This window comes from Paenibacillus sp. V4I7 (genome assembly GCF_030817275.1).
Lineage (GTDB): Bacteria > Bacillota > Bacilli > Paenibacillales > NBRC-103111 > Paenibacillus_E.
Map to the genome: position 1 here is coordinate 6111409 of NZ_JAUSZD010000002.1, position 15530 is coordinate 6126938.

Below are 15530 nucleotides of genomic sequence, written 5' to 3' on the forward strand. Positions count from 1 at the left end.
CTGTACATGGGAATTACCGCCACAAAATCCAATGCCGGCACTGACGTCTTGCTGCCTGTGCCGGCTCGGAATGAATACCTTTTGCTTATTATTTTTGATTGTTCAACAAATACTCAGCATCCCGAAGCAAGTAATCAGCGGCTTTCTCGGTAATATGCTTTCCCCTAAGCGCCTGTACTTGATTCACAAAGGCTGACAGTTCATTCGCAGCCAATTTGCTCTGCAAGCTCTTAGCGATACCCGTGTTATCGATCCAGATATAATCGCCATCGATCCATTTGGCATCCGTAAAGCGTGTGACCAGGGCCTGCATGGACTCTATGCTGGTGGTAGTCTGGAAGACGACCGTTTGAATACCCGTATTACCTGCCATATCACTAGCAGTTACGACCAACGTATGCGAACCGAGCGGCAGGGTGAAGAGCGGAATGCCAGCTCCTGCCTTTACGCTATACGTATCCAACGTGACCGTTGTCTTGTTGCCGTCAACTCCGGACAGAAGATCATCAAGCGCAACGATCGGTGTGATACCCATCGAATCGACGTACGTGCCGTATACCAGACCGGTTACCGTAATCGTCGGCGCTGTCGTATCCTGATCGAAGCTGATCGATTTGTCCGACTCCACGTTGCCGGCGATGTCCGTGGAGCGGTAGCTCACGTTATACTTTCCGTCCTGAGTGATCATGACCGGTTCCGTATAGGCTTGCCAGGTGCTGCCGCTGTCCAGACTATATTCCGTCTTGGCCACTCCTGAGAGATTGTCGTTCGCTGTCAAGGTGAGCGTAACTGGTTGCACGTACCAACCGTTCTGTCCGTTCGGTTCCGCAGGCGATACGGCGGCTGTCGTGATCGGAGTCGTCATATCCACATTGACGCCGACCGTCTGAACATCCCCGGTAATTCCCGCGTCGTTCCGGGGTTGGTAGCTGACCGTATACTTGCCGTCCTGGTTAACCATCAGCGATTCTGTATAGTCCTGCCATGTTTTCCCGCCATCCAGGCTGTATTCCGCGCTGCCGTAAGTCAACAACGTGACGGTAACTGGCGTCGTGTACCAACCGTTCGCATTCGGCTTCGCAGGATCAAGGGACGCCGTAAACGTGTAGATCAAGCTGTCCAGAGCCGTCTTCAGACTGTTGGCGGCCGAATCGACATCACTTTGTGTTGCTTTCGCATTGGCATCGACCGACTTCGCGTTCGATATCGCCGTTTGCAACGCTGCGTAGCTGTCTGCCGTATAATGGTCGGTAACGACCTGATCCGCTTGATTCAGCAAGATCGCAAGCAACGAGCGATCCACAGAGAGGAATTGCAACTCACCTACGTTGGCAAAACCTTTCGGCGTATAATATCGCAGATAACGGTATGCCGTCTGGTTGTCAATCGCATGCGTATACCATTGCTGAACGGAAACGCCACTGATTGTATGCAAGGTGTTGAAATTAACTCCGTCATTGGAGCCTTGGATCAGCGCTCCATTCATTCGGTCTGCAGTACCAGAACGCGGAATAAACTTGATGCCGTTAACCGTTATGGCGTTGCCTACGCCCAAGTCAACAGTTACCCAACCGGCTGCAGTTTTGGTGTCAGGGGACGTGTTCGGGTCGCCGTCAAAAGCGCGCCAACCGTTCGCTGCGGTACTCAACTTGCCGTCCCACGACACCGTATTTGCCGTCACCATAGAAGGTGTAATGGCGATGATCGGCTCCAGTATCGAACTCGCCTGCAGCAATTCATTCAGAATGGCCAGTTTGCCCGCTTCCGGATTGGCCAATTTCGCCTTGATCTCTTTCACTTTTTGTTGATACAGGTAGTAGCTGCCTTTGGTATAGCCGTCCGCTGTCAGCGCGATGGAATCCAGGTAAGCCGCATCATAATCCAGACCGCCATGGAATCTCACTTCCGCCATACTCCCGAACCAGCTGTTCCCATTGATAATGCGGATATACCGGTAAGGGGTATTGTCGGTAATCGGCAAGATCTGCCAATCCTTCGTAGATGCCGCTAACGGAGAGATCGTCGTCCAGTTCGAATTGTCGTTGGAGCCCTGAATGATTGCACCCTTGATCCTGGTGTAATATCCGTCTTGCCTTGCCAGAAGCTCCACATACTTCAATTTCGCTTTAGCGCCTCGGAAGTCAAATTTGACCCACGCCCCAGCTCCGCTACCATTCAAGCGGTAATCGGTAACCGAACCGGGATTGCCATCGAAAAGAGCGTTCGCCGTTGCGATTGCGTCTGCCGGGGATCTGCCGTTAGAATCGGTCACATCCGTAATGGATGTCACATTGCGGATCAAGTCCGATTCATCAGCCAAGGTCAAGGAAGATCCGTCGGTAGTCGATGTTTTTGCCGGCGCGTCCAGCCCTTCGGATGTTTTGTATTGGATGCCGAAATTCACCGGTCCCGGAGCAGCATTGGACCCCATCACCGCTTTCGCTGTCCAGTTGATTTGGTCATCCGACATGACCGTCGCATCTTGGCCTTGAATCTTCACGTTCACCGTGTTGATCGGTTCCATCGAAGTGAATGCCAGATTCACCGTATCGCCGGTTTCAATCCGGTCGAGTAAGGCTTGCTCCGAGCTGATGGACACCGAGCTGATCTTCGTCAGTACCTTGGCCGATCCATGGAATCTCACTTCCGCCATATTCCCGAACCAGGTGTTCCCATTGGTGATACGGATATACCGGTAAGGCTGCTTGTCGTTAACTGATAAAATTTGCCAATCCTTCGTGGACACTGCCCCAGATGAGATGGTTTTCCAGGTTGTATTGTCATTGGAGCCTTGAATGACCGCGCCATTGATTCGGGTATAGTATCCGTCCTGCCTTGCCAGCAGCTCCACATACTGCAATTGGGCATAGCCGCCTTGCCCGAAGTCGAATTGGACCCACGATTCGGCTCCGCTGCCGTTCAGGCGGTAATCGGTCGATGATGCAGGATTGTTATCGAACAAAACGTTCGCCGTTGCAATAGCGTCTGCCGGCGATCTGCCGTTGGAATCGGTAACCACAGCGATGGACGTCACATTTTGGATGACATCGGATTCATTCACCAGAATCAAGCGAGACCCGTCGGTTACGAACATCGTTTCCGGGGCATCGGTCCCTTCCGCCGTCTGATAATGAAGCTTGAATGTCACATTGCCCGGCGCCGTACCAGGTACCATAACCGCTTCGGCCGTCCAGTTCAGGCCATCCTCCGAATGAACGGTCGCGGGTACACCCTGAATCGTAACATTCACGTTCTGAATGGCTTCCGTCGATTGGAAGGACAATTTCGCTGTGTCTCCCATGACGATCCGCCCTCCGGAGACCTGATCCGAACCGATGGAGACCGATGCGATCTTGTTGATGACCTCGTGACGCTTCCCAAAGATATGGAACTCGGACAATTCAATGAAGGGAGAGTCGTACGGTTTTTGAATCATTTGGATTTTCAGGAAACGGAATTGCTCATTCTGGAGCTCTGGCGACACCGCCAACATATGCATGGCTGCCGAAACGGGGGTCACTCCCGGCGTCAACCGGGTCCAGTTTTCTTTGTCATTGGATCCGTATATGGTAATGCCGCCGCCGCGTTCAGGAAATCCTCCTCGTGCCTGAATCCCGAACGCACTGGCCGAAACCCGAAAATTGGGCCCCATGTCCATATCAACGTCCCTACCGGCCGTGCTCGGGTCATTATCCATGTAAGTTCCCGTATTGAAGCCCGCAGACAAGAACATCCCCTGATAATTGATGCTGCCGTCGCCCAGCAACGGCGTGGTTAACTGAAGTCCTTGCACGACGCCATGCAGAACCGCCAGCTTCTGATAGAATTCGGCGTCCGTTGCGGTGTTCATGAGGCTCATGGTGTCGTCGTATGCTTCTGTATACGTATCGAGCGTTGCCCAGACATAATCCGTGTTGGCGTCATAGGGCGCAATGACGGCATCCACCGCCGACTGCCGATCATTGGCGACGGTCACCGTGACATCTCTGGTCGATATCGTCGTGCCGTCGGAAGCTTCCACAACGAAGGCATACGTTCCGGCTACCGTAGGATTCCAGTCAAATGTGCCGGTGCTTGTGTCGAACACGGCGCCTTCGGGTGCATGGACAATCCGATAGGTCACAACATCGGACGTGCCTGCGTCCGTTGCCGAGAAATCTAAATGGAGCGCCGCCTCGGACCCAACATAGGTAAACAGGTTCAAAGCGGTTTTTCCTTCATTAAACACCGGCGGCGTCAGTTCATTGGCCGCGTTGACATTGATATGGTCGATATCGACCGTCGTTCCGTTGCCTATAATCGTGAAATAATTCAGGGTCCAGAGCCCACCGCCTTCAGAATATACATATCTCCATTGCCCCTGGGTATCCGGCAACGTGATCGTTTGGCCCGAGGCTGCCAGCTTCGCCGCACCGTTGGTCCGAATCTTGTATCCGAGCACGCTCGAACCGCTGCCGGATTCAACCAAAGCGATTTTGCTGCCGGATTCCGTGGCCTGGATGCGGACGAAGGAAACATCGCCCTCTTGCATGGCGGTCGAGTTGCCGTCCAAGTTGGTGAACCGATCCTCAATCTCTCGCCAATTCGGGTTCGGGTTCACCTTCGGGAGATTTGCCGTTCCCTCGGCCTCGGCTTCCTTAGGGATGTACAGCCAATATTCCCCTCCGGAATCCCGTGATGCCCAACTGTAATCCGTCCTCTTGTTGAACATCTCCGTGTAGTACGGAGCAACTTGCTCCATGTCATGACCTTGCTCATATTTATAATAATAGTACAGATCATAGGCATTGCCGCCGATTCTTCCCCGATATGAGGTATTCAATACCTGGTAAATGACCGGGCTGCCATCCTGGCGCATACGCGCCTCTGTCGGGATCCAAGGCGTATCATAGCCGTTCATATACCGGGCAAAATAGTCGGTACCCGCCAGAATACGTTTGCCAAGAAAATCGTACGTGGTAACCGCATTCGCTGCAGTGGAAACCGTACCATCTGCCGGGTCCACCTTGGTTCCTTGGGCCTGCAACAGACGCGACAATATGGCAACATTGATGACGTCGCCGGTGCTGTGAGCCTGATCCCTGCCCATCTCCGTTATCTGCACCTGCGGGTTATCTACCTTCTCGCCTGTCTCCGCATTCGTATCGACCAACCGGAACAATCTCAGGATGGAACCGTTTACGTGCTGGTCTAGAGCCGTCTTATTCACCGTGAACCACTCTACGGCCTCGCGATAGCGCTCCACATTGCCGGTGAAGATATATCCGGAGGTGGATCCGATGAGCGGATACAGATGCTGGTTCATGAAGCGGCCATTCGTATGATTGAAGGTATCGGTGACCGGAACGATCACATTATTCGTGAGCTTGGCCGTATCCTGGTCTGTCCATGCCAGTTCCGGCGTCTGCGTGCTGGTATACCTCATGATTTCCGCGGCGGTAACCATTCGGTAGAGCGGAACGCCCGTGTGAATGTGCGAATCGACAAAATACGCATATTCCGCAGGGTTCTTCTGCTCCCATTTCCGGATAATATTCATCGTATTCGCCCTATAAACCTCATCGCCCGTTATCACATACATAAGAGCCTGCGTATACGCTGTTAAGCCATCCCATATAAATTTTTCGTTATAGCCCTGGCTGCACCAACAGCCTTCGGAAAATTTGGACGAGACCGTCTTGGTTGCAAGCGGGCCTCCCCACGGGTCAGTCGAGTTGGCCATCTGGTTGAAATAGGTTTTCCAAGGCTCCTTATTCGCCCGTATTTGAGTTTGCAAATTCTCAAGTGTTTCCTTGGTCAGCCCGATACCAGGATGTTTGAATCCGCTTTCATCAATGGTTTCATAAATGGTTGGCACATAATCCGTCATGAGCGATGGCGAGGCTGTTTCCGCCGCCGCAGTTCCTGCCGTCAGAGGCAGGAACATGACGGTCATGCTCGCGATAACGAGGATGGATAGGTATTGTTTCAATTTTAGACGAAAACTAGTATGATGCACCTTCATCTGAACTCCCCCATTCCAATGATTTTATTCGACTTGCATTAGGTGAATTCAACGTCATATGCATGTTCTCCTACCCGAATATTTCCAGACTCCGGATGGAGAAGGTGCCGACCGTTGATTCGAACATTCCGGAACATCACCCCCTTGACGATTCTGGACTCATCGAATCCGGCAACGACCGACGGATTATCGCAGGGTCCGTTGTAAACGATATTGTCGAACAAAATATTTTCCACCCGGTAACCGGGACACGGATTATATTTGGGATTGAAAAGCACGCGAATATCGATCAATTGTCCGAGCTCGAATGGTTCGACCCGGATATTTCGATAAGTGACATTCCTGACCGTATTGTTGTCGCCGCAATTTATTGACATACATCCCCAATAATACGGCTGCGGCTCATGATGCTCGAGTACATCGATATTTTCGAAAAGGATGTTCTCGACGATGTCCCCTTTCTCATGATTGCCGTGCCCGCCGACATTCATCGGATGAGCCACATCCGCCCATAAAACGGAATTTCGGACTCTGACATCCCGTGTGTCCCCCTGATAATCCCAGCGGCTGCCATAGATCGCGATGCAATCGTCGGATGTTCGCAAGAACACATCGTCAACGTCCACATGGCTGCTTGCCATCATATCAATGCCGTCCGACCACCCTCGGGTGCTGAATGATTTGATGTTGTTGATCTTGATATGCTCGGATTTCCCGACCAGAACGGTATAGTGAGGCGGATCGATCGCGATGATTCCTTCAATCTGAACGTTCCTGGAGAATAGGATCTCCACAGTGCGGTAATAGGTTGTCTTCTCGAAGTCGGACATGTAGATGACCCCGCGCCCCCGGATCGTCACATCCTGTACATGGTCGCAGACGAACGCTCCGGCCACGACTGCTCCGCCGGCGATATATACCGTCATGCCGGAAGGGATATGAAGCTTCGGCTGTTCCAGGACATGCATGCCGGATTCGAAATAAAGAACAGAACCCTCACGGGAAACCAGCTGTTGAAGCTCATCCGTCTGATGTCTGCCTGGCTGAACAACGACAACGCCGGGATCGGCAGGGTTCGGCGCGTCTTCCTCGATCGGATTGGCGAAAATGTGCAAATTATGAAACCGGTCTCCATTCACTTCGAACGACAATTTACGGGGGCCGTCCAATGTGAACGTCACCCGGTTTTCGTTCACAACGCCGTGAATCCCCGCAGATACAGGGCGGATCTCCACGCTTCGAATGTCCCCGTAATTCTTGGTCACTTCGACTTCAACCGCACCGGCGCAATCGAAATAGACCATCGAGGCGTTCCGCACATCGTGCATGTCAACCTTCACGTTGTAACAGAACAAGGGCTGCCATTCGCCCTGATCTTGTCGAACACGCACGGTATAGTCGGAATTACCTGCCGCCCCCTCGGGAGCCGGGTATGTGATCATTCGCTTCGACGAAACGGTCATCGATATCCCACCTTGCTTTGAATAGTATCAGTTTGACCGGAACACGTGAGACGTGTTCCGGTCAAATTAGATCATGCTTTGTCCAGATTACTTCGCAGCCTTACGCTCTGTATATACCTTGTTGGCTTCGTCCGTCAATTCCTGGCCGCCGGCCTTCAACCATTCCGCCTTGAAAGTGTCGAATTCTTTGTCCGTATCTGCTGCGCCTGTGATTGCCTTTATCAAGTACTTATCCTGCAGCGTCTGAAGATTTGCCCAGTACTTCGCCTTGGCCGACAATACAGCAGGTACAATAACGTCTTTCAACGGCTCATAACCGACATCCAGCTTCGCCTTCAGCTCCCGCAGTTCATTACTCGTATTAAATTTCTGCTTGGCAGTATCTACGGCATTAAGCGGGTTGTAGAAGCTGCCGGCGCCGACTTTAGCAGTTGCGGCTTCAGGATCCGTCTTGGCGACGACAAAGTCGCCGTTCGGCTGATCATAGTTTTTGCCCTTTTCGCCGTATACAGTCAACAGCCAGTATTCGTCGTTTGTAGCAAGGAAGTCCAGGATTTGCTCAATCTTAACCCGTTTCGCCGCATCTTTCTCAAGCTGTGCTCCCAAGAGTACGGGGGCTTGACGCGCGCCGTAAGACCAGCTGTACGGTTTGCCGGCCGGGCCTACAACCGGCTTTCCTGCGATGACGTTCTGTCCCTTGTCCGCTGCGGGCTTCGTAATAAACCCGGAGGTATTGACAAAGTTACCCCATCCCATGTTTTCGACCATACCGACCTTTTGGTTGGCGAATTTTTCATTGAGCTGGCCGTTGTCGGTCGTCAGAAACTCGGGATCGATAAGCCCTGACTTATACCACTTGTCCAGAAGCTTGAGCGCCGTGCGGGTTTCTTCGGTGATGCCTCCATACACAACCTTGCCGTCTGCGCCCAGCTTGAACGCGTACGGATTAACGCCGTGAGCAGCGAAAATGGAAGTGAACATCTGGATGGGGAGCTTGCCTCGGGCCGACATACCGTATGTATCCTTCTTGCCGTTGCCGTCCGGATCGTTATTGACGAATTTGGTGAGTACATCCTCCAGCTCCGCAAGCGTCTTCGGCGGCTCATTGTAGCCGACCTTCTTCAGCCAAGCTTCATTGTAACCGGGGATGAAGCTGGAGTTGCCGCTCGGCCACACCTTCGGAATCCCCCAGTCCTTTCCTTTGTAGAAGCCGACATCCCAAGCGCCGGCATCCGTTAATTCCAGCGCTTTCATATAATTCGGCATGTTCTTTTTGAGCTCATCCCGAGAAAGACTGGCAATAACACCTTGGTCAGCCCAAGCGGCCATATCGGTTTCATTCGCATCGATCGGGAAGATATCCGGCACTTGTCCGGAGGCAAGCAGAACATTGAATTTTTCCTTCCAGCCTTGGCGTTCGAACTTAACCGTTTTGATCTTGACATTGAATTTCTCTTCAATCTTCTTCTGCACCAGATTTTCTTCGGATTCCGGGGAATTGAAGTTGTTCGACCAAACAATCTCGATCGGTTTCGCATTGGCCGCCGTTGTCGCTGCGCCCCCGCTAGCTTGCGGTGAAGCAGTACCTTCGGTTCCGGTTTTGCTGCTGCAACCGGTTGTGACTGCAAGCGACATCGACAATACGACGCCCGTCAAGCCCATTAAAATCTTCTTTCTTTGACTCATTGCTTTGTCCTCCCTTTTCATCGTACCTCATTATTTTATTTAAACGGAACGCTTCTGAAGCGCACCGGTTAAACCAACTATCCCTTAAGCGAACCGACCAAGGTGCCTTTGACAAAATATTTCTGAAGGAACGGGTACACGATCAGGATGGGAAGTGCGGTAAACATAATGACGGCGGCCTTGACGGTCTCCGCAGCCATATTTTCATCCTTGGGGGGCAGGAGCGGATCGCTCTCGGCAGCGATGACAAGCCGCCTCAAGAAGGTCTGAAGCACGTACAGCTTTTGATCCTGCAGATAGATCATGGCATCGAACCATGCGTTCCAATGCCCGACAGCGGACCAAAGCGCCAAAGTTGCGAGCACCGGCTTCGACAGCGGAATGACAATGGTAAACAATATCCGCAGGTCGCTGGCACCATCCATTTTCGCCGAATCCTCAAGCTCTTCCGGCATGGTCATGAAGAAATTGCGGAGAATCAGAAGTGAAAACGTGCTGATCAAGCCGGGGATGATCAAGACCCAGCGGGAATCGATGAGTCCGAGCGATTTGATCAAGAGATAAGATGGAATAAGACCTCCGCTAAAAAACATCGTGACGACGATAAACATCATGTAAAAGCTGCGATGCGGCAGATGCTTCTTCGAAAGTGGATAAGCCGCCATCGACAAGGCAAGGAGCGTCAGAAAGGTCCCGACTATGGTACGAAAAACGGTGTTTCCTAAAGCACGCCAAACATTGATGTCTTCCACAACCCGCTCCCAGGCGAAAAACGATATCTCGTGCGGGTACCAGTGCAAGCCAGGCCGGACTGCCTCCGCCGTCGTGCTCAGCGATATCGAGAGCACATGCGCAAACGGATAAAGCATAGCGGCACACACCATAAAGATAAATCCGATCAGGAAAACCTGAAACACTTTCTCACCGGAACTGAGTCTCATGCTTGTTCATCCCTTTCGGGTCATGGAGTTATGTAATTCCTTCCTGACCCAATTTTTTCACAATATAGTTGGCAGATAATACCAGAATCAGTGCGACCACATTTTTGAATATGCCGACAGCCGTCGTCAAGCTGTACTGTGCGTTCTGCAAGCCTACGCGATATACGTAAGTGTCCAGCACATCGGCAACATCATATACGGCAGGCGTATATAACGTGAAGATCTGGTCGAAGCCGGCATCCAGAATGTGGCCTACCCTAAGGATCAACAAGATGGTGATCACCGGAAGAATGGACGGAATCGTAATGTGCAGCGTTTGCTTCCATCGGTTCGCTCCGTCGATGACGGCGGCTTCGTACAATTGCTGATCAATGCCGGCCAAAGCTGCCAAATAGATAATCATGCCCCATCCGACTTCTTTCCATATAGCGGATACCACCAGTGTAAACCGGAACCAGCTTTCATCTGCCAGAAAATAGATCGACTTAAAACCGAGCCCCTTGATGAAATAGTTTACAACCCCGCTTTCCGGTGACAAAAGGGAAATCATAATGCCCCCGAGAACGATCCACGATAAAAAGTGCGGCAAGTACGAGATCGTTTGGGCGACCTTCTTAAACATCGTCAGCCGGACTTCATTAAACAGCAGCGCCAGTATGATTGGAGCCGGGAAACCGAATACGATTTGATAGAAGCTGATCAAAAGCGTATTCTTCATGATTTTCCAAAAGTCGGGGGACATCACAAACATATAATGAAAGTGTTTAAACCCCACCCATGGACTATCCACTATCCCTTTCATTACATAAAAATCTTTAAAAGCCAGTTGAATGCCGTACATCGGTGCGTAATGAAAAACGGCGTACCAGATTAGCACAGGAGCCAATAACAGAAACAAAGCTTTGTTCTTTTTATATTGTCTCCAGGTGTAGCCCCACTTGGATTCCGTTTTTCTTCCGGCCTCTTTGACAGCGCTTACTGCAGAGGCGTTTGCCGGATTCATATGTTTTGCATCTCCTTTCAAAGTTTGAGTTGTTGTGTCCTTTGCGCTACCCAAATGTAAACGATTGAAAGCGCTTTTTCCATGTCAATTTCATTCGAATTTTTTTGAATTCTTTCAAAATCGGATGTTAATTTCTTTAGAAATGAAAAAAAACAGCCTGAAATCGGCTGTTTGGGAATAATTGGGGGCTGAAATGCGCTATTCTGCCTCGCTGAGCTTCCTATTCGATTACTTCTTTTGCCGCTGTGCATATACCTTGTTGGCTTCGTCAGTCAATTCTTGGCCTCCGGATTTCAACCAATTCACTTTAAAATCGTCGAACCCTTTATCCGTATCTGCTTTGCTGATGACGGCTTTAATCAAATAATTATCCATCAGCGTCTGCAGACTCGCCCAATATTTCGCCTTTGCAGTCAATACAGCCGGGCCAATAACGTCTCTAAGCGGCTCATAACCGCTGTCCAGCTTCGCCTTCAGATCCAGCAATTCCTTGGTCGTGTAATATTTCACCATGGAAGTATCAACATACGCAAGCGGATTGTAGAAGCTGCCGGCGCCGGCTTTTGAGGCCTCCGGTGTCGGCCTTGCAACGACAAAGTCTCCGTTCATATCGTAGTTGACGCCCTTCTCACCGTAAATCGTAAGCAGCCAGCCTTCCGGATTTGTTGCCACGTATTCGAGAATTTGCTCAATCCTGGCCCGTTTCGCTGCATCCTTCTCAAGCTGCACGCCTAACAATACAGGGGCTTGACGCGCGCCGGCGGAGAAGGCATACGCTTTGCCGGCCGGCCCGATAACCGGCTTTCCTGCAATAACGTGTTGGCCCTTTTCCAATGCGGATTTCGTAATATATCCGGATTCAGCGTCAAAGTTGCGCCAACCCATGTTATCGACCATGCCGATCTTTTGGTTGGCGAATTTATCATTGAGCTGACCGTTATCCGCCGTAATGAACTCCGGATCGATAAGTCCGGCCTCGAACCACTTGTTCAGGAGCTTGAGCGCCAAGCGGGTTTCTTCCGTGATGCCGCCATATACGACTTTGCCGTCGGCGCCTATCTTGAACTGATACGGCGATACACCATAAGTCGAGAATACGGAAGTGAACATTTGGATCGGGAGCTTGCCTCGGCCCGACATGCCGTACGTATCCTTCTTGCCGTTTCCGTCCGGATCGTTGTTGACGAATTTGGTGAGCACATCCTCCAGTTCCGCGAGCGTCTTCGGAGGCTCATTGTAGCCGATCTTCTTTAGCCATGCTTCATTGTAACCGGGGATAATGCCTGAATTGCCGGTAGACCATACTTTCGGGATCCCCCAGTTCTTTTCATTATAGAAACCGAAATTCCATGCGCCGGCGTCAATCGATTCCAGCGCTTTCGTATACTTCGGCATATTGTTTCGGATTTCATCCGGGGAAATGCTGGCAATGATGCCCTGGTCCGCCCATGCGGCCATATCGGTTTCGTCTGCATCGATCGGGAAAATGTCGGGAATTTGTCCGGAAGCAAGCAGCACGTTAAATTTATCCCTCCATCCCTGGCGGTCGAGTTTGACGTTTTTGATTTTAACGTTGAATTTTTGCTCCAGCTGCTTCTGCACATAATTGCCGTCAGCTTCAGGAGGACTGAAGTTGTTCGCCCACGTAATCTCGATCGGTTTGTCGCCGGCCTCGAGTTTCGCCGTTTCTACGAATGCCTTCGGTGTAGTCCCGCTATCGCTTTCATTGCCGCAACCGACCGCGACAAGAGACATCGACAAGACGATGCTCATCAGACCAAGCAAAATCTGCTTTATTTGGTTCATTGTTTTGTCCTCCCCTTTTAATTTCTTTATTTAGAAATGGAAGAAACAGCCGTTAAAAGGCTGTTTAAGGAAAAATTCCGCTAGTTGGTCGCACTCGCCGTTGGTTTCGTTTGTCTGTACTGAACCGGAGTAATGCCAAAACGCGCTTTGAATTTAACATGAAAATATTGCAGGTTACGATATCCGACAAGTGCAGCGATTTCCGTAACGGACAACTTATCGTCCTCCCGCAGCAAGCAGGCGGCTTTTTCGAGTCTGATTCGGGTCACGTATTCGGTAAACGATTCGTTCATCACTTCGCCGAACAAGGTGGAAATGTAGGCAGGAGCGAGCGAAGCAACTTCGGAAAGAACGTTGAGCGAAAGCTCTTCGTGCAAATGCTCATCGATATAGGCTTTCAGCTTGAAAATGACTTCCGCTTGCTTATGCTTGACTGAATCCCGCACATGGACCCCAATCCGTTCGGAAAGTCTGCGAATCGATGCCATCGTGTCTGCCAGCGTATCTTTCTTCAGTTCGTCAAACAGATTGGAGGGAGGAACGATTTGCTGCAGCCCCAGCTCAATGATCGTTTCGTACAGTGCGGAAACGAGCTGAAGAAGCGCGAGTTCCACCGATTCAAGCTGCATATTCCGTTCCATCAGAATCGCAGCGAATTCATCGATAAATAGATTAGCGCCCTCTACATCACCAGCCTTAAGCGTATTCTGAAATGTAGCCAGAGGAATCAGTGGCGGCTTCGGATCAAAAGCGGAAATTTTCGAATGAAGAATGATTGCTTCAGGACCGTACAGAAAGCGATATCGATACGCTTGATGAGCAACTCGATAGGAAAGAGGAATTTTTTCGGGCGATACGACCGAAGTGCCGATACCCGCTCCGAATCGAAGATCTCCCCGTACTTCGTCCTTGATTTTGTCCAATTCCGCTGCTACCATCTCATCATCCATCTCGGTACGTGAATCCAGGAAGTAAATGATGGCCACTTCCTGTGAATTCAAGCAAACAACCTCGTATGGCACGGTGCGATCGAATTGCTCGTATCGCATCTTAAGCTTCTCGCTATCGCCTTCGATGAGTTGGGCATGTACCACCTGATAGCGGCATTCCTGTTGCAGCGCCATCCACATGTACTAGACCGAGACTGGCGCCCAACACCAGGTTTTTCATCTCATTCTTTTTGGCCTGAGATTCCAAACTCACGATTTTTTGTCCCATGAAGTTCAACGCACTGCCGATAATCATATATTCATTCGCATGACCGGGGTTCAGACCCGGTTGATACAGGTTGCGAACATGTTGGATCAGCTTTTTCATCGGGAGATAGAAACGTTTGGAAATCAGGTAGGAAAGCGCAAGCCCGAACACGAGCACAAGACAGCAGGCTACGAAAATTTTGGTTTTCATTCGTTTTGAATCCAGCACAAATGAATTCATCGGCCGAACTATCGCATAGGTCCAACCAAGTTCCGACTTCGAGCCGGCGAGATGCGATAATACGATGGTACCGCGCACACTGTCGCTGATCTTTGAGACGGTCTTGCCGGATCCGATGGCTTGCTGAAGCAGCCCGACTTCTTCCGGATTCTCCCCGGCTGTTTGCAGGAGTACATTCCCGTTCGCATCGAATATATAGAACCTCTCGAATGAGGAGGTAATGATTTTAGCTACAGCCTGCTTCAGGTACTCCAGATCGACGTCAACATACAGGTATCCTTTCGGCGAAGAGCTGCCAATCCCATATGGGAGCTTAACGACATACGTCATCACTTGTTTTCCGTCCGGCAATGTGCGGATCATCCACCGGTTCGGAGCAATTTGCGAAAGTTGCCCTATAAAACCGAAGTCCTTGGAGTTTTCAGGATTTTCAATGAAAAGATCGCTGTTTACAACATAATTTCCTTTATGAAAATACACGGTTATATTGGAAGCGCCTTCAGATGTTTTCCTAAAAATGTCAAGATCCTGTTGCAAGGATAAAATTAGATCAAGGTTTCCTACCCATCCATTATCCAGCAAATAATTTAAATTAGAGTTGTTCCGAGTGAAAATGGTGGGTATGACCTTATTTTTTAGATTGTCTTCGTATTTTTGCAGCAAGCTCCGTTCCACATAATCCTTTGCCGTAACGAGACGGCTTTGGCTATCCCTGGCGATTTCGTTCACCATCATCTGATTGGCCTGCGTGTAAAGATAGCCCCCCGCAAGTCCGAGCAGCACGACAGCTAATGCCGTATGCGATAAGATGAGGCGGTTAAAAAAGGTATCTCTATAAAAAGACAAGAATTTCATGAGTATCCTCCCGCACAATCCTTGATACCGTACAACTTCTGAATGTTTATCTTCCATTGCCCTCGGGTAAAACCAATATACCAATCTTTTGCTTGATTTGCCAGAGGTTCGTAGATTGCAAGTGTTGGAAATCAATGAACAAACAACTATACAAATAATAAGCGTTCACCATAGAGTGAACGCCTAATTACTTAAAAACTTTATACTTCAAAACTTTGTTTGTTACATCAAGACTTTATTTGTCATTTCAAAACATTATTGTCTATTTCAAAACCAATTTGTCATCCCCAACAAAAATTAAAATCATCTTCTTCTTTCTTACACCCCGCCCATTG

The 15530-nt window shown here is 50.2% G+C and carries 8 protein-coding genes; all 8 read right to left on the reverse strand.

Annotated features, from left to right (window positions below; genetic code table 11):
• Nucleotides 1–88: 88 nt before the first annotated feature.
• Nucleotides 89–6004: a discoidin domain-containing protein gene (locus QFZ80_RS28635; RefSeq protein ID WP_307562188.1), complete on the reverse strand. Its 5916-nt coding sequence runs from the start codon at nucleotides 6002–6004 to the stop codon at nucleotides 89–91.
• Between the two features lie 38 nt (nucleotides 6005–6042).
• Nucleotides 6043–7467, reverse strand: coding sequence for a glycosyl hydrolase family 28 protein (locus tag QFZ80_RS28640; RefSeq protein ID WP_307562190.1), 1425 nt, complete (start codon nucleotides 7465–7467; stop codon nucleotides 6043–6045).
• A gap of 87 nt (nucleotides 7468–7554) precedes the next feature.
• A complete protein-coding gene (locus QFZ80_RS28645; RefSeq protein WP_307562193.1) occupies nucleotides 7555–9153 on the reverse strand; it encodes an extracellular solute-binding protein in 1599 nt (532 codons plus the stop codon).
• 77 nt (nucleotides 9154–9230) lie between these two features.
• The gene (locus QFZ80_RS28650) at nucleotides 9231–10094 is read right to left on the reverse strand and encodes a carbohydrate ABC transporter permease (protein WP_307552428.1); all 864 of its coding nucleotides are present in this window, start codon (nucleotides 10092–10094) and stop codon (nucleotides 9231–9233) included.
• 28 nt (nucleotides 10095–10122) lie between these two features.
• Nucleotides 10123–11097 carry an ABC transporter permease gene (locus QFZ80_RS28655; protein WP_307562195.1) on the reverse strand — a complete coding sequence of 325 codons (975 nt, stop codon included), beginning with the start codon at nucleotides 11095–11097 and terminating at the stop codon, nucleotides 10123–10125.
• Between the two features lie 228 nt (nucleotides 11098–11325).
• Nucleotides 11326–12903, reverse strand: coding sequence for an extracellular solute-binding protein (locus tag QFZ80_RS28660; RefSeq protein WP_307562197.1), 1578 nt, complete (start codon nucleotides 12901–12903; stop codon nucleotides 11326–11328).
• Nucleotides 12904–12983: 80 nt separating this feature from the next.
• Nucleotides 12984–13997 carry a helix-turn-helix transcriptional regulator gene (locus tag QFZ80_RS28665; RefSeq protein ID WP_307562200.1) on the reverse strand — a complete coding sequence of 338 codons (1014 nt, stop codon included), beginning with the start codon at nucleotides 13995–13997 and terminating at the stop codon, nucleotides 12984–12986.
• Nucleotides 13966–15195: a cache domain-containing protein gene (locus tag QFZ80_RS28670; protein ID WP_307562202.1), complete on the reverse strand. Its 1230-nt coding sequence runs from the start codon at nucleotides 15193–15195 to the stop codon at nucleotides 13966–13968. Before QFZ80_RS28670 ends, QFZ80_RS28665 begins: the two co-directional genes overlap by 32 nt.
• Between the last annotated feature and the right edge of the window lie 335 nt (nucleotides 15196–15530).